16 protein-coding genes and 1 rRNA gene are annotated in these 17164 nt (G+C 68.9%); 6 read left to right on the forward strand and 11 right to left on the reverse strand.

The features are described from left to right. Positions 1–5 precede the first annotated feature (5 nt). A complete protein-coding gene (glgP, locus tag ACWELJ_RS16595; protein ID WP_452367003.1) occupies positions 6–2579 on the reverse strand; it encodes an alpha-glucan family phosphorylase in 2574 nt (857 codons plus the stop codon). Between the two features lie 91 nt (positions 2580–2670). Here glgP and ACWELJ_RS16600 point away from each other — a divergent pair, with 91 nt between their 5' ends. From ACWELJ_RS16600 to glgB, 3 genes are read left to right on the forward strand one after another with little or no spacing between them, the layout of a single operon-like run. Continuing rightward, a complete protein-coding gene (locus tag ACWELJ_RS16600; RefSeq protein ID WP_452367004.1) occupies positions 2671–3321 on the forward strand; it encodes a PaaI family thioesterase in 651 nt (216 codons plus the stop codon). A 22-nt stretch (positions 3322–3343) separates the two neighbouring features. Then, positions 3344–5347 (forward strand): maltotransferase domain-containing protein, encoded by a 2004-nt coding sequence (locus tag ACWELJ_RS16605; protein WP_452367005.1) that lies wholly within the window; start codon positions 3344–3346, stop codon positions 5345–5347. Then, positions 5344–7515, forward strand: coding sequence for a 1,4-alpha-glucan branching protein GlgB (gene glgB, locus ACWELJ_RS16610; protein WP_452367006.1), 2172 nt, complete (start codon positions 5344–5346; stop codon positions 7513–7515). The genes ACWELJ_RS16605 and glgB overlap by 4 nt, the downstream gene beginning before the upstream one ends. Positions 7516–7520: 5 nt before the next feature. Here glgB and ACWELJ_RS16615 read toward each other — a convergent pair whose 3' ends face one another. Beyond that, complete coding sequence (locus ACWELJ_RS16615) at positions 7521–8141, reverse strand: TIGR03086 family metal-binding protein (RefSeq protein WP_452367007.1); 621 nt, start codon at positions 8139–8141, stop codon at positions 7521–7523. A gap of 121 nt (positions 8142–8262) precedes the next feature. On the opposite strand from ACWELJ_RS16615, the gene ACWELJ_RS16620 reads away from it, so the two are divergent. Beyond that, entirely contained in the window at positions 8263–9624 is a 1362-nt protein-coding gene (locus ACWELJ_RS16620; RefSeq protein ID WP_452367008.1) for a TrpB-like pyridoxal phosphate-dependent enzyme, read from the forward strand. Between the two features lie 70 nt (positions 9625–9694). Here the strand turns inward: ACWELJ_RS16620 and ACWELJ_RS16625 are convergent, their stop codons facing one another. From ACWELJ_RS16625 to ACWELJ_RS16635, 3 genes are all read right to left on the reverse strand, one after another. After that, positions 9695–10552 (reverse strand): tetratricopeptide repeat protein, encoded by an 858-nt coding sequence (locus tag ACWELJ_RS16625; RefSeq protein ID WP_452367016.1) that lies wholly within the window; start codon positions 10550–10552, stop codon positions 9695–9697. Positions 10553–10610: 58 nt separating this feature from the next. Beyond that, entirely contained in the window at positions 10611–10982 is a 372-nt protein-coding gene (locus ACWELJ_RS16630) for a DUF3817 domain-containing protein (protein ID WP_452367009.1), read from the reverse strand. Between the two features lie 143 nt (positions 10983–11125). After that, positions 11126–12310 (reverse strand): acetyl-CoA C-acetyltransferase, encoded by a 1185-nt coding sequence (locus tag ACWELJ_RS16635; protein WP_452367010.1) that lies wholly within the window; start codon positions 12308–12310, stop codon positions 11126–11128. A gap of 114 nt (positions 12311–12424) precedes the next feature. Here ACWELJ_RS16635 and mce point away from each other — a divergent pair, with 114 nt between their 5' ends. Beyond that, positions 12425–12895, forward strand: coding sequence for a methylmalonyl-CoA epimerase (gene mce / locus ACWELJ_RS16640; protein ID WP_452367011.1), 471 nt, complete (start codon positions 12425–12427; stop codon positions 12893–12895). 86 nt (positions 12896–12981) lie between these two features. Beyond that, a complete protein-coding gene (locus tag ACWELJ_RS16645) occupies positions 12982–13953 on the forward strand; it encodes a coiled-coil domain-containing protein (RefSeq protein WP_357289344.1) in 972 nt (323 codons plus the stop codon). Positions 13954–14037: 84 nt separating this feature from the next. Here ACWELJ_RS16645 and ACWELJ_RS16650 read toward each other — a convergent pair whose 3' ends face one another. The 6 genes from ACWELJ_RS16650 to rrf form a co-directional block, all read right to left on the reverse strand. Further along, positions 14038–14535: a hypothetical protein gene (locus ACWELJ_RS16650; RefSeq protein ID WP_452367012.1), complete on the reverse strand. Its 498-nt coding sequence runs from the start codon at positions 14533–14535 to the stop codon at positions 14038–14040. A 33-nt stretch (positions 14536–14568) separates the two neighbouring features. Next, a complete protein-coding gene (locus tag ACWELJ_RS16655) occupies positions 14569–15060 on the reverse strand; it encodes a hypothetical protein (protein WP_452367013.1) in 492 nt (163 codons plus the stop codon). Between the two features lie 118 nt (positions 15061–15178). After that, on the reverse strand, positions 15179–15484 hold the full coding sequence (locus ACWELJ_RS16660; protein WP_452367014.1) for an ATP/GTP-binding protein: 306 nt from the start codon (positions 15482–15484) through the stop codon (positions 15179–15181). A 4-nt stretch (positions 15485–15488) separates the two neighbouring features. Further along, the gene (gene nucS, locus ACWELJ_RS16665) at positions 15489–16166 is read right to left on the reverse strand and encodes an endonuclease NucS (RefSeq protein ID WP_354850151.1); all 678 of its coding nucleotides are present in this window, start codon (positions 16164–16166) and stop codon (positions 15489–15491) included. A 63-nt stretch (positions 16167–16229) separates the two neighbouring features. Further along, a complete protein-coding gene (locus tag ACWELJ_RS16670) occupies positions 16230–16961 on the reverse strand; it encodes a rhomboid-like protein (protein WP_452367015.1) in 732 nt (243 codons plus the stop codon). 121 nt (positions 16962–17082) lie between these two features. Then, positions 17083–17164 (reverse strand): 5S ribosomal RNA (gene rrf / locus ACWELJ_RS16675); the annotation flags it as partial.

Genomic DNA, 17164 nt, shown 5'->3' on the forward strand with positions numbered 1-17164 from the left:
CCCGCCTACGGGCTGGGCGAGGCGATCAGGCCCAGTTCCGCGTCCGAGGCCAGCAGCGGATGATGCGGCAGGACCCGGATGGTGTACCCGACCGCCCCGGAGATCGGCACCGGCGTCCGGATGGTGAAAACGTCCGCGCCGGAATCGTTTCCGGCGTGCCGCATGGTGCAGGTGTGGACATCGGTGAGGTCGTCGCTGGGCGTGACCCGGCCCAGGACCGCCTGCACGCTCACGTCGGCGGGGGTCAGCCCGCCGAGGTCGATGCGGGCCCGCAGGTCCAGTTCCGCGCCGATCACCGGGATGTCGGGCAGCCCGGCGCTGTCCACCTGCAGGACTTTCACGGTGGGCCAGGCGGATTCGACGCGGCGGCGGTACACCGACAGCTCTTGCGCGCCCTTGAAGTCGTCGGCCGACACGGCGCCGAAGGCCGCGGCGGCGGGCGCGTAGTAGTCGACGGCGTAGTCGCGGACCATGCGCGAGGCCAGCACCTTCGGGCCCAGGGTCCGCAGGGTGTGGCGGACCATCTCCATCCAGCGCACCGGCAGATCGGCGTGGTCGCGGTCGTAGAAGCGCGGCAGCACAGCGCGTTCCAGCAGTTCGTAGAGCGCCGCGGCCTCGAGGTCGTCGCGGCGGTGTTCGTCGCGGACGCCGTCGGCGGTCGGGATGGACCAGCCGTTCTCGCCGTCGCACATCTCGTCCCACCAGCCGTCCTTGATGGACAGGTTGAGGCCGCCGTTGAGGGCGGACTTCATGCCGGAGGTGCCGCACGCCTCGAGCGGGCGCAACGGATTGTTGAGCCAGACATCGCAACCCCAGTACAGGTAGCGGGCCATGGAGATGTCGTAGTCGGGCAGGAAGACGATGCGGTGCCGCACCGCGGGATCGTCGGCGAACCGGACGATCTGCTGGATCAGCGCCTTGCCGCCCTCGTCGGCGGGATGCGATTTGCCCGCCACCACCAGCTGCACCGGTCGGTCCGGGTCGAGCAGCAGGGCGCGCAACCGGTCCGGGTCGCGCAGCATGAGGGTGAGCCGCTTGTAGGTGGGGACGCGGCGGGCGAAGCCGACGGTCAGCACCCGCGGATCGAAAACCTCGTCGACCCAGCCCAGTTCGGCCGGGGCGGCGCCACGGTCGAGCCAGGAGGCCCGCAGCCGGCGGCGCACCTCGTCGACCAGGACGCCGCGCAGGGCATTGCGGGTGGACCACAGTTCGCGCAGGTCCACATCGCAGAGCCGTTCCCAGCCGCGGGCCTCCTCGACCAGTTCGTCGCCGATCAGCTCGCGGGCCTTGTCGATCCATTCGCGCGCGGCCCAGGTGGGGGCGTGCACACCGTTGGTGATCGAGCCGATCGGCACCTCGGCGGCGTCGAAGCCCGGCCACAGCGGCGCGAACATGGCGCGGCTGACCTCACCGTGCAGTTTCGACACGCCGTTGGCCCGCTGGGCGAGTCGCAGGCCCAGGTGGGCCATGTTGAACACCGACGGGTCGGCCTCGCGCCCCAGGGCGAGGATGCGATCCACCGAAACGCCCGGCAGCACCGGGGATTCGCGTTCGCCGTGCGCGCCGCCGAAGTAGCGGCGCACCAGCGCGCCCGCGAAACGGTCGATGCCCGCGGGCACCGGGGTGTGGGTGGTGAAGACCGTGCTCGCCCGGACCGCGGTCAGCGCGGTATCGAAATCCATTCCGGCGACCATGAATTCGCGGATCCGTTCGATGCCGAGGAATCCGGCGTGGCCCTCGTTCATGTGGAAGACGTCCGGATCGGGCAGGCCGTGGGCGCGGGTGTAGGCGCGCACCGCGCGCACGCCGCCGATCCCGGCCAGGATCTCCTGCTTGATGCGGTGGTCCTGATCGCCGCCGTAGAGGCGGTCGGTGACGGCCCGCAGTTCCGGATCGTTCTCGGCGATGTCGGAGTCCAGCAGCAGCAGCGGGATCCGGCCGACCTGGGCGATCCACACCCGGGCGCGCAGCACCCGGCCCTCCGGCATCGACACGTGGATCAGCACCGGCGCGCCGGAGTCGCCGTCGGTGAGCAGCCGCAGCGGCAGGCCCATCGGGTCCAGCGCCGGATAGCGCTCGGCCTGCCAGCCGTCGGCGGTCAGCGACTGCCGGAAATAGCCGGAGCGGTACAGCAATCCGACGCCGATCAGCGGCAGTCCCAGATCGGAGGCGGCCTTGAGGTGGTCGCCCGCGAGAATCCCCAGGCCACCGGAATAATTGGGCAGCACCTCGGTGACGCCGAACTCCATCGAGAAGTAGGCGATCCCACGCGGCCCGCGCTCCTGCTTCTGGAACCAGCGGGGCCGGGCCAGGTAGTCACGCAGGTCTTCGGCGGCGGCATCCACACGCCGCGTGTAGGCCTCATCGTCGGCCAGCTCGTCGAGCCGTTCGGCCGGCACCTCGCCCAGCATCCGCACCGGATCGTTCCCGACCTCGACCCACAGCCGGGGATCCAGCTCCGCGAATACGTCCTGTGTCGGCCCATGCCAGGACCAGCGCAGATTGGTCGCGAGCTCGGTGAGAGCTGACAACCGCTCCGGCAAATGGGCACGAACGGTGAATCGACGCAATGCCTTCACCTCTGTAGACCCTACCTGGGGAACAGTCTGCGCAGCTCACTAGCGGTGCCCCGGCGCGAGCATCCGGTAAGCAACCGATAACGTGTTTCACATGAGCGAGCAGCAGGTCGAGGAACTGGCCCCCGAGGAACACCATGAGGGCGGGTTTCGGCCGATCCAGACCCTCGGCCGGGACGCCAGCCGGGGTGGGCCGCACTACGGGGAGTTCATCGAGCAGGTGCGCGGGCTCATGGACCGGGTCCGGCTGGCCGCCCCGACCGACGAGGTCGCCCTCGAGGCCATCGCCACGCTGAAGGAGCTCAACGCCAAGCTGGACTCCGCGGTCGGCGACGAGTGGGACGCGCCCGCCTGGCACCGCAACGATCTGCCCGCGCGCGGCAATATCACCCTGCCGCCGTTCCTGATCGACGACGCGAGCGCCGAGGGCGTGCACGCGCGCATCACCTTCCGCACCTTCCACCTGGGCGGCAACGCGGCGGCGCACGGCGGCCACATCGCGCTGGGCTTCGACGACCTGCTCGGCATGACCGTGGCGTTGAACACCCGCGCGGTCACCCGCACCGCCTTCCTGCACGTCGACTACCGGTCCATCACGCCGCTGAACACCGAGCTGACGGTGCACGGCTGGGTGGAGCGGCAGGAGGGCCGCAAGGTGTTCGTGCGCGCCACCCTGCACGACGGCGACCGGCTGTGTGCCGAGGCGCACGGCCTGTTCCTGCTCCTGAAGCCGGGCCAGCAGTAGCCGCTCCGGTAAGTTCGAAGGCGTGACCGGCCGCATCGCCATCGATGACACCGCCCCCGCGATCCCCGGCGGCCGGCCGTCGAAGGCCGTGGTCGGCGAGGTGGTGCCGGTCCGGGCGGTGGTCTGGCGCGAGGGACACGAGGCCGTGGCGGCCACCCTCGCGGTGACGGGCCCGGGTTCGGCACGCACGCAACGCATTCGCATGAGCCCGGAGTACGAGCCGGACGTGTTCAACGCGGTGTTCACCCCGAGCACCCCCGGCCATTGGACCTTCCGCATCGAGGGCTGGAGCGATCCCATCGCCACCTGGCGCTCCGGCGTCGAGGCCAAGCTGGCGGTCGGGCAGAGCGCCGTCGACCTGGCCAACGATCTGGAGCTCGGGGCGCGCCTGCTGGACAAGGCCGCGCTCGCGGTGCCCAAGCAGCAGTGGCAGATCCTGCGCGCCGCGGCCGCCGCCCTGCGCGGCGACGCCCAGCTGCCGGCGCGCGTGGCGCCCGCTTTCAGCGCCGAGGTCGGCGAGATCCTGCGGGCAACCCCGTTGCGGGAGTTGGTGACCCACGGGCCGCTGCACACCGTGCAGGTGGACCGGCAGCGAGCGCTGTACGGCTCCTGGTACGAATTCTTCCCGCGCTCCACCGGCGGCTGGGACGCCGCGGGCAAACCGGTGCACGGCACCTTCGCCACCGCCGCCGAGGAGCTGCCGCGCATCGCCGCCATGGGCTTCGACGTGGTGTACCTGCCGCCGATCCACCCGATCGGGAAGGTGAATCGCAAGGGGCCCAACAATTCCCTCACCGCGGGCCCCGAGGATGTGGGCTCGCCGTGGGCCATCGGCTCCGACGAGGGCGGCCACGACGCCATCCACCCGCGACTGGGCACCGAGGCCGACTTCGTCGACTTCGTCACGGCCGCCCGGGAATTGGGCCTGGAGGTGGCCCTCGACCTGGCGTTGCAGTGCGCGCCCGACCACCCCTGGGTGACCGCGCACCCGGAATGGTTCATCACCCTGCCCGACGGCACCATCGCCTACGCCGAGAACCCGCCCAAGAAGTACCAGGACATCTACCCGCTCAACTTCGACGACGACCCCGACGGGCTCTACGCCGCGGTACTGGGCGTGGTCCGGCACTGGATCGGCCTGGGCGTCACCATCTTCCGGGTGGACAACCCGCACACCAAGCCCGCCGACTTCTGGGAATGGCTGATCGCCGCGGTGCACCGCAAGCACCCGGAGATCATCTTCCTGTCCGAGGCGTTCACCCGCCCGGCCCGCATGTACGGGCTGGCGCGCCGCGGATTCACCCAGTCCTACACGTATTTCACCTGGCGCACCCACAAGCACGAGCTCGAGGAGTTCGGGCGCGAACTCGCCGCCAAGGCCGACGAGGCGCGCGCCAACCTGTTCGTGAACACCCCCGACATCCTGCACGAGAGCCTGCAGTACGGCGGGCCCGGCATGTTCGCGATCCGGGCCGTGCTGGCCGCCACACTCGGCGCCACCTGGGGCGTCTACTCCGGCTTCGAGCTCTACGAGCACCAGGCGGTGCGGCCCGGCAGCGAGGAATACCTCGACTCCGAGAAATATCAGCTGCGCCCACGGCATTTCGCCGCCGCGGCCGCGCGCGGGGAGTCCCTGGAACCGTGGCTGACCCGGCTCAACGAGATCCGGCGCGCGCACCCGGCGCTGCGGCAGGTGCGCTGCATCCACTTCCATCACGTGGACAACGACGCCATCCTGGCGTTCTCGAAGCTGGATCCGACCACCGGTGACGCGGTGCTGGTCGTGGTCAATCTGAACCCGTTCGGGACCGAGCACGGCATGGTGTCGCTGGACCTGCCCGCCATCGGCCGCGAATGGCACGACCGGCCGGTGGTGACCGACGAGATCACCTGCGAGGAATACCACTGGGGCCAGAGCAATTACGTGCGCCTGGACCCGCATCGGGCGGCCGCCCACATCCTCACCCTGCCGCCCGTCCCGGCCGCCGCGCGCACCGAGCTCGCCTATCGCAGATCGTTCCGATGAACCGGCGTGACCTCCTGCTGCTGGCGGCGGGCACGCATCCCGATCCGCACACCGTGCTGGGGGCCCACCCGCATCCGGACGGCACCGTCATCCGGGTGCTGCGCCCGCACGCGGACACGGTCGCGGCGCGCGTCGGCGACGTGGATCATCCACTGGCACACCGGGATCACGGGGTGTTCGAGGCCGTCCTGCCGTTCCCGGAGCTGTGGGACTACCGCGTCGTCGCCGCCTATCCGGGCGGGCGCACCGTGGTCGAGGCCGACGGCTACCGCTTCCTGCCCACCCTCGGCGACATCGACCTGCACCTGCTCGGCGAGGGCCGCCACGAACGGCTGTGGGAGGTGCTCGGCGCGCATCCCAAGACCTACCCCTCCTTCGACGGCGAGGTGACCGGCACCGCGTTCGCGGTGTGGGCGCCCAACGCGCGCGGCGTCGCGGTGATCGGGGACTTCGACGGCTGGAGCGGAAACACCGCGCCCATGCGCAGACTCGGCGATTCGGGCGTGTGGGAGCTGTTCCTGCCCGGTATCGGACCCGGGGCGCTCTACAAGTACCGGGTGCACGGGGCGGACGGGCGCGTGGCCGATCACGCCGACCCCATGGCCTTCGCGACCGAGGTGCCGCCCGCCACCGCCTCGGTGATCACCGCGAGCGAATTCGGCTGGGGCGACGGGGAATGGCTGCGGGAGCGCGCCCGCACCGACCCGCTGCGCGCGCCGATCAGCATCTACGAGGTGCACCTCGGATCCTGGCGGCCGGGTCTGGGCTATCGCGAGATCGCCGAACAGCTCGCCGAATACGTGCTCGCCCAGGGCTTCACCCACGTGGAACTCCTGCCCGTCGCCGAGCACCCCTTCGGCGGCTCGTGGGGCTATCAGGTCACCTCCTACTTCGCGCCGACCGCCCGCTTCGGCTCCCCCGACGACTTCCGTTTCCTGGTGGATCACCTGCACCGCCAGGGCATCGGCGTGCTGCTGGACTGGGTGCCCGCGCACTTCCCGCGCGACGAATGGGCGCTGGCCCGCTTCGACGGCACCGCCCTCTACGAGCACGCCGACCCGCGCCGCGGCGAGCAACTCGACTGGGGCACCTACGTTTTCAACTTCGGCCGCCACGAGGTCCGCAACTTCCTGGTCGCCAACGCGCTCTACTGGATCGAGGAATTCCACCTCGACGGCCTGCGCGTGGACGCCGTCGCCTCCATGCTCTACCTCGACTACTCGCGCCCGGACTGGGAGCCGAACATCCACGGCGGCCGCGAGAACCTGGAGGCCGTCGCCTTCCTCCAGGAGATGAACGCCACCGTGCACAAGCATCATCCGGGCGTGCTGACCATCGCCGAGGAGTCCACCACCTGGCCCGGCGTCACCCGCCCCACCGAGGTCGGCGGGCTCGGCTTCACCATGAAATGGAACATGGGCTGGATGCACGACACCCTCGGCTACCTGGCCCGCGATCCGGTGCACCGCAGCTGGCACCACAACGAGGTCACCTTCTCGCTCACCTACGCCTGGAGCGAGAACTACCTGCTGCCGATCAGCCACGACGAGGTCGTCTACGGCAAGGGCACGCTGTGGACCCGCATGCCCGGCGACGACTACGCCAAGGCCGGCGGCGTGCGCGCGCTGCTCGCCTACCTGTGGGCGCACCCCGGTAAACAGCTGCTGTTCATGGGCCAGGACTTCGGCCAGTTCCGGGAATGGGACCACGACCGGGGGCTGGACTGGCACGAACTGGAGAACCCGCTGCACCGCGGCATCCAGGCCCTGGTCGGCGATCTCAACCGGCTCTATGTCGCGAATCCGGCGCTGTGGAGTCAGGACACCTCGCCGGGCGGCTACGCCTGGATCGACGCCGACGACCGCGACAACAATGTGCTGTCGTTCCTGCGGTACGGCACCGACGGGTCGATCCTCGCCTGCGTGTACAACTTCTCGGGGCGGCAGCTCAGCGGCTATCGCATCGGATTGCCGGAGTGCGAACAGGTTTCGTGGTACGAGGTGCTCAATACCGACGCGGTCGCCTACGGCGGCAGCGGCGCGGGCACCAGCGGGCCGATCCCGGCCGAACCGCGATCGTGGCACGGCCGACCGGTCTCGGCCGCCCTCACCCTGCCGCCGCACAGCGCCATCTGGCTCTCGACCACGCCACCGGTCCCGCGCGGCTGACCGGTCTACTCCGGCCAGCCCGGGGCGCGGCCCAGCACCGCCAGAATCCGATCGAGCCCCGTCGTTCCCGGGCCTTCCACCTCGGGCGCGAAGGACGCACCCGGCCGTTCCCGCTCCGCCCCGCGCGGGACCGCCTCGGCCACCGGCAGCGCCGCGCTGACCAGGTCATCGTCGAAGGCCACGGTCCGGCCGAGCGCCCGCGCGACATCCCAGGCGTGCACCACGTAGTCGATGAAGTGGAAGCTCACCGCCAACGTCCCCGGGATGACGATGCCGTCGCGGACCTCGGGCAGCGGGAACCGCCGTTCCAGCACGCCCGGCTCGGCGAAGGTGGCCAGCACGTGCTCGGCCGCCGCGCGGTATTCACCGACCGGGTCCGCGCTCAGCGGCCGCGGCTTCCACAGCCCGAGGTCACTCTCGCCGCGGGCCGCCGCCGCGAATCCGTGGTGCTGAACGATCATGTGCTCCAGCAGATCTCGCAGCGTCCAGCCCGCGCACGGCGTGGCCGCGTCCAGGTCGCCCGGGGTCACCCCGGCCACCACATCGATGCTCGTGCGCACCGCGCGAGCGTCCAGCGCGAGCAGTTCCGTTCCCGAGGCCAGCAATTCTTCGTAAGTGCTTATCATACGCACTAGCTTACTAATTTCCGGTCGACCGTGTACAGGAACAATCCGGCGAATTCCACACCAACAGGTCCGGTTCGGGCGCACCCTGAACGGACAGTCGGATCAAGCCCGGGAGGGCCCCGTGGACGAGCGCACCAAGATCACACTGGACGAATCCGAGATCCCGCGGCGTTGGTACAACGTCATCCCGGACCTGCCCGCACCCCCGCCGCCCCCGCTGCATCCCGGCACCGGGCAACCCGTCGGACCCGAGGACCTGGCCCCGCTGTTCCCCATGGAGCTGATCCGGCAGGAAGTGAGCGCCGACCGCTACCTCGACATCCCGGACGAGGTCATCGACGTGTACCGGCTCTGGCGGCCGACACCGCTGTTCCGGGCGCGCCGGCTCGAGAAGGCGCTCGGCACCCCGGCACGCATCTATTACAAATACGAAGGAGTCTCCCCCGCGGGCTCACACAAGCCGAACACCGCTGTGCCGCAGGCGTTCTACAACGCCGCCGAAGGCACCCGCCGCCTGACCACCGAGACCGGCGCGGGCCAGTGGGGCAGCGCACTGGCCTTCGCCTGCGCGCAGTACGGCATCGACTGCGAGGTGTGGATGGTCCGCGCCTCCTACGACCAGAAGCCGCACCGGCGCACCCTCATGCGGACCTGGGGCGCCACCGTGCACGCCAGCCCCTCCCCGGTCACCGCGGCGGGCGCGAAAATCCTTGCCGACCACCCGGATTCACCCGGCAGTCTGGGCATCGCCATCAGCGAGGCGGTGGAGGTGGCCGCGAGCGACCCGCTCACCCGATACGCGCTGGGCAGCGTGCTCAACCATGTGCTGTTGCATCAGACCGTCATCGGGGAGGAGGCGCTGAAGCAGTTCGCCGCCGCGGGCGAGCGCGCCCCGGACGTGATCATCGGCTGCACCGGCGGCGGCTCCAACTTCGCGGGCCTGTTCCTGCCGTTCCTACGCGAAAAGCTCGCGGGCCGAGGGAATCCCGTCATCCGTGCCGTCGAACCGGCCGCCTGCCCGTCGTTCACCCGCGGCATCTACGCCTACGACTTCGGCGACACCGCGGGCTTCACGCCGCTGATGAAGATGCACACCCTGGGCCACGACTTCATCCCCGATCCGGTGCACGCGGGCGGCCTGCGCTATCACGGCATGTCGCCGTTGTTGTCGCACATGTACGAGCTCGGGCTGTTCGAGGCGGTGTCCAAGCAGCAGCGCGAATGCTTCGCCGCGGCGGTCACTTTCGCCAAGTCCGAAGGCATCCTGCCCGCCCCCGAGCCCTCGCACGCACTCGCGGCGGTCATCGAGGAAGCCAACCGCTGCACCGCGTCCGGGGAGGAGAAGGTGCTGCTCACCGCACTGTGCGGGCACGGCCACTTCGACATGACCGCCTACGAACGCTATCTGGCGGGCGATATCCCCGATTTCGAACTGCCCCAGCCCCGGATCGACGAGGCGCTCGCCGGACTCCCCCAGCTCTGAACCAGATCAGGGAGCTCCCACCGCGGAATTCTGTCCGAATCCCCGCGGTGGGAGCTCCCTGATCCCGGAATCAGTACAGGGCGGCGGCCAGCTTGCGGCGGGCGGCCACGACCAGCGGCTCGGCGGGGTCGAAGAGCTCGAAGAGCTCCAGCAGGTGGGTGCGGGCGCGCGTGCGGTCATCGCCGGCGGTGCGCTTGACCTGGGCGATCAGGCGGTCGAAGGCGGCTTCGGGCTGCTGGTTGAACATCTCCACGTCCGCGGCGGCGATGGCGGCGTCCAGATCGGCCGGGTCGGCGTCGGCCTTGGCGACGGCGGCCGGGTCGACATCCTGGACCCGGGAGATGAACTGGACCTGCCGCAGCGCGGCCTTGGCCTCGGCATTGTTCGGCTCGGCGTTCAGGATCTCCTGGTAGGCGGCGATCGCGGCGTCGAATTCGCCGCGCTCCAAAGCCTCTTCGGCCGCGACGAAACGGGGGTCCTCGGGGGCTTCGGGCTCGGCGGCGTCACCCTCGCCGACGCCGGGGAGCTTGCCGCGCACGGCGTCCACCACGGCGGCGAGCCACTGGGTCACCTGCTCCTCCGGCTGATTGCCGGTGAAGTCGGCCAGCGGCTGGCCCGCGGCCACCGCGACCACGGTCGGGATGCCCTGCACGCCGAAGGCCTGCGCGATGCGCATGTTCGCCTCGGCCTCGACGGTGGCCAGATCCCAGTCCCCGGTGCCGCGGGCGACCAGCTGCTCGAGCAGCTTCACCAGCTCGATGCTGCCGGGGCTGCGCTGCGAGTACAGCGCCACCACCACCGGCACCTGGGTGGAGCGCCGCAGCACTCGATCCTCGAAATTGGCCTCGGTGACGGCGTGGTCACCCGGGACCTCCCCCGCGGGGGCGGCCGGCTGCTTGAGAGCGGACAGGTCCACAGCGCCCGACATGGCGGCGGCTGCGGCGGCGGAAGGACGGCGTGCAGGTCGAGTCACGACATCCAGTTTGTCACGAAGCGGCGGCGGCGGGCGCCGCGGCTCCGCTGAGTTCACCCAGCTGACCCGTCTTGATCGCCCAGCGCTCGAAGAGCACGGAGGTGAACGGCACCACCGAGGATGCCAGCGCGAGAAGCGTGGTCTTGCCCGGCCATTCGAACTCACGCGAGGCCAGCAGGCAGTTGATCGCGTACGCCAGGAACACGACGCCGTGCAACATGCCGAACACCATCACCGGCCACTTGATCGGCTGATCGGCGATGCCCAGCGCGTCGGCGCGCTTCAGGGCCGAGCCGATGAACAGCAGCACCCAGGAGGGAACTTCCAGCAGGCCGAAGAACCGCACGCGCTTAGCGACCGTGGACAGGTCGAACACATCACCCATGCCCCCCATTCTGCCCGAATAGCTACGACGCCCCGTAGTGGAGCTGGTCACACGGGGCTACGCCCCGGGATCGAGTGGTGCCGAGTTCGACAAAGCCCCCGGCTCCATCTCGGAGCCGGGGGCCAGCGCTGTCGCGAGTGTCGCTACCGCACGCGGACGATCAGGGCGTCACCCTGGCCGCCACCGCCGCACAGGGCGGCCGCGCCGACGCCGCCGCCGCGGCGCTTGAGCTCGTTGGCCAGGTGCAGCACGATGCGGGCGCCGGACATGCCCAGCGGGTGGCCGATGGAGATGGCGCCGCCGTTGACGTTCACCTTCTCCGGGTCGATGCCCAGCGTGCGGGTGGACGCGATGCCGACCGCGGCGAAGGCCTCGTTGATCTCGACCAGGTCCAGGTCGGCGGGCGAAATGCCTTCCTTGGCACAGGCTTTCGCGATGGCGTTGGCGGGCTGGTCCTGCAGGGTGGAGTCGGGGCCCGCGACGACGCCGGCCGCGCCGATCTCGGCGATCCAGCTCAGGCCCAGCGCCTCGGCCTTGGCCTTCGACATGACGATCACGGCGGCCGCGCCGTCGGAGATCTGCGAGGCCGAACCGGCGGTGATGCTGCCGTCCTTGCGGAAGGCCGGGCGCAGCTTGCCCAGCGACTCCGCGGTGGTGTCGGCGCGGATGCCCTCGTCCTCGGCGAACACGATCGGGTCGCCCTTGCGCTGCGGGATGGAGACCGGCGCGACCTCGTCGGCGAACAGGCCGTTCTTCCAGGCCGCGGCGGCCTTCTGGTGCGAGGCGGCGGCGAAGGCGTCCTGCTCCTCGCGGCTGATCTTGTCGGTGTCGTTGCGCTGCTCGGTGAGCGCGCCCATGGCCTGGTCGGTGAAGATGTCGTACAGGCCGTCGTAGGCCATGCTGTCGCGCAGGTTCACGTCGCCGTACTTGTAACCCTCGCGGCTCTTCTCGAGCAGGTGCGGGGCGTTGGTCATGGACTCCTGGCCGCCGGCCACCACGATCTCGTACTCGCCGGCGCGAATCAGCTGATCCGCCAGGGCGATTGCGTTGATGCCGGACAGGCACACCTTGTTGACGGTCAGCGCCGGGACGTCCATCGGAATCCCCGCGGCGACCGCGGCCTGCCGGGCCGGGATCTGGCCCGCGCCGGCGGTGAGCACCTGGCCCATGATCACGTAGTCGACCTGTTCGGGAGCGACCCCGCCCTTCTCCAGCGCCGCCTTGATGGCGATGCCGCCCAGGTCGGAGCCGCTGAAGTCCTTCAGCGATCCGAGCAGCCGGCCCACCGGGGTGCGCGCGCCGGACACGATCACGGAGGTAGTCGTCACGTGGGGCCTCACTTACTGTGTGTCGTCACGGCTCCGCCAACCATCGGAGCCGTACTCCACGGTAACTCGATGCACTTCGGCGGGGGTATGCGGGTGCGCGCTACCGTTCCTGGTGTGAGCAACACCGAGAACACCGAATTCATCCCGTCGGAATACGTCGTGGCCGTCGATCACGTGGGAATCGCCGTGCCGGACCTGGATTCCGCGGTCGCCTGGTACCGCGACAATCTGGGCATGGTGGAGACCCACCGCGAGATCAACGAGTCGCAGGGCGTCCACGAGGCCATGCTGTCGGTCCCCGGCACGCCCGAGGGCTCGGTCGCTCTCCAGTTGCTGGCTCCGCTCAACGAGGAGTCCACCATCGCGAAGTTCATCGACCGAAACGGTCCTGGCCTGCAGCAGCTCGCGTATCGTGTCACCGATGTCGAGGCGGTTTCCGCGCAACTGCGTGAACGGGGCTTGCGTTTGCTGTACGCAGAGCCGCGTGGCGGAACCGCTGGTTCCCGCATCAATTTCATCCATCCCAAGGATGCTGGCGGTGTGCTGGTCGAACTCGTCGAACCGGCCGCGAAAACTACTCACTAGTACCGTGTTCCGCCCTCCTAAAGAGGGCGTAACAACATTCGCGGTCGGGTCACCATCCGCGACGGTCAGGCTGTAGTTTGTGGGGCATGTCGTCCACTGAGCCCGATCGCAATCGCTTCGTCGCGCTGCCCTTTACCGTTGTGCGGAAGGGTTATGACCGTGACGAGGTGCGTAACTACTTCGACCGTTTCGATGCCGAGCTAAGGGTCACCGCCACCGACCGCGATGCCGCCGCCGCCCAGGCCCGCAACCTGGCCGCCCAGCTCGAGGATGCCCGGGACGAGATCGACGAGCTCCGTAAGGAAGTCGACCGGCTGTCCGTGCCGCCGACGACCGCCGAAGGCATGTCCGATCGCATCTCCCGCATGCTGCGCCTGGCCTCCGACGAGGCCTCCGAGGTCCGCGCCCAGGCCCAGGCCGAGGCCGCCGAGATGATCTCGATCGCCGAGCAGCAGGCCACCGAAATGCGTGGGAAGTACGAATCGCTCCTCTCCGAGACCAAGGAGAAGCGCGAAGCTCTCGAAATCGAATTCGAGCAGACCCTCGCCAACGCCCGCTCCGAGTCCGCCAAGATCGTCGAGGCGGCCAACGCCGAGGCCGACCGCCTCACCAAGGAGTCCGACGCCAAGCGCAAGGCGACGCAGCAGGACTTCGAGGTCACCATGGCCGAGCGGCGCACCAAGCTGACCCGCGCCATGGAGGAGCTCGAGGCCACCTCCCGCGCCGAGGCCGCCCAGCGCATCAAGGACGCCACCGACGAGGCCAACCGCCTCATCACCTCGGCGACCAACACCGCGGATCGAAAGATCGCGCACGCCAAGGAACTCGCCGAGGAAATGCGCGTCCTGCGCGGCCGCGTCCTGGCCCAGCTGCTCGGCATCCGCGGCCAGCTCGACTCGGTCCCGGCCATGCTCGCCGCCGTCAACCGCGAAAGCGAACTCCTCGACGGCGCACCGGAACAGCGCTCCCTCGCCAAGGGCGGCCGCAAGGCCATCTCCGAGGCGCAGGACGACGACGAGATCGTCGACGAGCGCGAGAACGCCGACATCTCCGGCTAATCCACCACACCGGGCGACAACCCGTTCCGTACCAAGGCCGCCTCCCGACGGGAGGTGGCCTTCCTTATGCGCACCTATCGGTGATCAGGACCCGGAACCACTGGACATGCAGGAGATGGGGAATGCGACACTGCCGATGACCGCGCAGGGTGACTCGGTCACGTTCACGTCCTGCAACATCGTGCTCAGGACCGATCCGTCCGGCTTGTACCGCGTCGCGACGATATGGTGCGCGCCAAGGGTTCTCGGCAGGTAGGCGGTCCTGGTTATCGCCATATGCCGAGTGCCGGAGGTAAAGGTACAACCCGGCCACTGGCTGACTCCCGTACCAACAGCCACCGGACTCCCGTATATCGGTGCCCCGTTGTCCGTCAGATGGATTGGCGGAGCAATCGGCGTACTGGCCGGGTCGCAGGTGGCCCACACTTCGACCGTCCAGGCCAACATGCCGGCGTCATAGCTGCGACTGGTGGCGTTCACCGAAAGCGACTGAATGTCGGCCGCCGCGATCGAATTTCCCGACAGACTCAGCGTGACTGCGGCGAATGTGCTCAGCGCCAACCCGATTCGACTTCTTCTCAACCCGAACTCCTCATGAGAGTTCCGCACCAGGACTCAGAAACAGGGTTTGGGGAGCTGCGCACTTCCGACATTGACGAAGCAGTGCGGCAGTGCGGCAACGGTCACGTCCTGGGCGTTCGTGCTCAGGACCGATCCATCCGGCTTGTATTGGGTGGCAACAATATGGTGCGTGCCGACGGTCTTCGGCAGGTACGACATCTGCGACAGCGCCTGATACTGGGGGTACTGGGGGCTGGCGCCGGTCGCGAAGCACTCGGGCTGTGCAGGGACACCATCACCGACGGGATATCTGTTTCCCGCCACCAACGGACTCCCAGCCATCGGCTGTCCGTTATCCGTGAAATAGATTGGTGGGGCGATAGGCGTGGCGGCCGGGTCGCAGGTCATAGCCACCTCGATGGTCCAGGGCCTCAAGCCGGCGTAATCGGCATCACTGGCGTTCACCTGCACCGCCTGAATGTCCGCGGTGGCGAGGGGACTTCCCGCAACGCTACCGGCGATGGCCGCAAAAGCGGTCAGCGCCAATCCAATCCGAACTCTTCTCATCCCGAACTCCATCTGAAATACGCACTCTTCAGTTCATGGGAGAGTAGCGATACCGGAGGGAGCACACGTCCGAACCGCGGCCCCTGGTTACTTGGGCTCAGGACCAGCGGCGGGTGATGGTTCGAGTGTTGCGGCCCTTCCAGCAGCCCGTGTGCCAGTGCCGGCGATCGTCCTCGCCCTCGTACGCGGCCCAGGCGACGATATGCGGTGTGCCGGGCGGTATAACCTGATCGCAGCCGGGGCAGCGGTAGGACTTGGTGGCGCGGGTGCCGGGAACCGTTCGGACGATGAAGGATTCGTCGGTGCCGGGGCCGGGCTCGGTGCGACCGAAGACATCGCCCAGGGGGCGCGGATCCCGATGGGATCGCGCCGAATCCTTCGGGCGGGGCTTGCGGCGGGGCATAACCCTAGAAGAGGCGGAATTCGCTGGAGTCCGTGCCGCGCAGGGCGTCGTAATCCAGGGTGAGGCAGCGGATGCCGCGGTCCGCGGCGAGGGTCTTGGCTTGCGGCTTGATCTGCTGGGCGGCGAAGACGCCCGCGACAGGCGCCAGCAGCGGATCGCGGTTGAGCAGTTCGAGATAGCGGGTGAGCTGCTCCACGCCGTCGATCTCGCCGCGACGCTTGATCTCCACCGCCACCGTGGCGCCGTCGGCGTCGCGGCACAGGATGTCGACCGGGCCGATGGCCGTCATGTACTCACGGCGGATCAAGGTGTAACCGGGACCCAGGGTCTCGATGTGCTCGGCCAGCAGCTCCTGCAGGTGCGCCTCGACGCCGTCCTTCACCAGACCCGGGTCCACGCCCAGCTCGTGCTTGGAATCCAGCTCGATGTCCTCGACGGTGATGCGCAGTTCCTCGCCGGCCTTGTTGGACACCACCCACAGTTGGGTTGTCTCGGAATCGGTTTCCCGCTCCTCCAGCCAGCACGGCGGGCTCATCCAGTTGAGCGGCTTGTAGGAACCACCGTCGGAATGGACCAGCACCGAGCCGTCGGCCTTCATCATCAGCAGACGACGAGCCATGGGCAGATGGGCGGTCAGACGGCCAACGTAATCGACCTGGCAACGAGCAATCACAAGGCGCACCGGTCGAGTCTAGTGACCGGGCGGCGGCCGCGGTGACGCGGCCTCGACCCCGCGGCGTCGGACTCAGCCCAGCAGCATCAGGCAGGCGAACAGCGACCCGCCCGCCAGCAACAGGTACTCCGGAACGTTCAACGGCCGTACCGCCCCACCCTGCCGGCGAATCGTCAACCGCCCGATCCCCAGCCCCAGGCACAGCGCCAGGAAGTGACCGACATTGGTGAAGGTGTGCCACAGCACCACCCCGCCCAGCGCGAACGACAGCCAGGTGCCCGCCCACACCCACCGGCGATGCGGCGGCAGCACGGCCACCAGGGCGCCCACCACGGTCATCGAGCCATAACTGACACCCACGTCCTGGGCCATGGCGATGCTGCCGGGAATCAGCTGCGACTGCACAGCCACCCACAGACCCAGCGCGACCAGGACGGTCGCGCCGATATGGCCGACGAAGAAAGTGTGCACAAGCTTCACGGCCCCGAACCGGCGCTCCGCCAACGCGAGCAGGCAGGCCAGCATGGGGACGATGAAGAAGACCGTGGCCGCGCCCTCACCGACCAGGAAGGCACTGGAGAACAATGTCGCGAAACGGCCATTGGTGAGATTGTGCAGGTTGGTGCTGGCATGCAGCAGGATTCGCGTCTCGCGGGGCGCGCTCACCATGGTCAGGGCGACAGCCACCGCCATCAGCACACCCACGTAGCTGTAGGTGGCGGGCAGCCAGAGGGCCGACCACCGGAAGCGGCGGGCGGTGACGGGCCGCGGAGACGCGGGCGCGAGGACCATGCTGTCGATCATTGTCTTTCTCATCCAGCCGGGACCGGTTTTCGGCTGGGAACTCTCTGTGGGTATATACCCGGGTGACATCAGAATACGCAGAAGGCCCCCAGCAGATTGCTGGGGGCCTTCGCGAATGATGTTCCGGCGGTGTCCTACTCTCCCACACCCTGTCGAGTGCAGTACCATCGGCGCAGGTGGCCTTAGCTTCCGGGTTCGGAATG

It is taken from the genome of Nocardia sp. NPDC004582 (genome assembly GCF_053602115.1).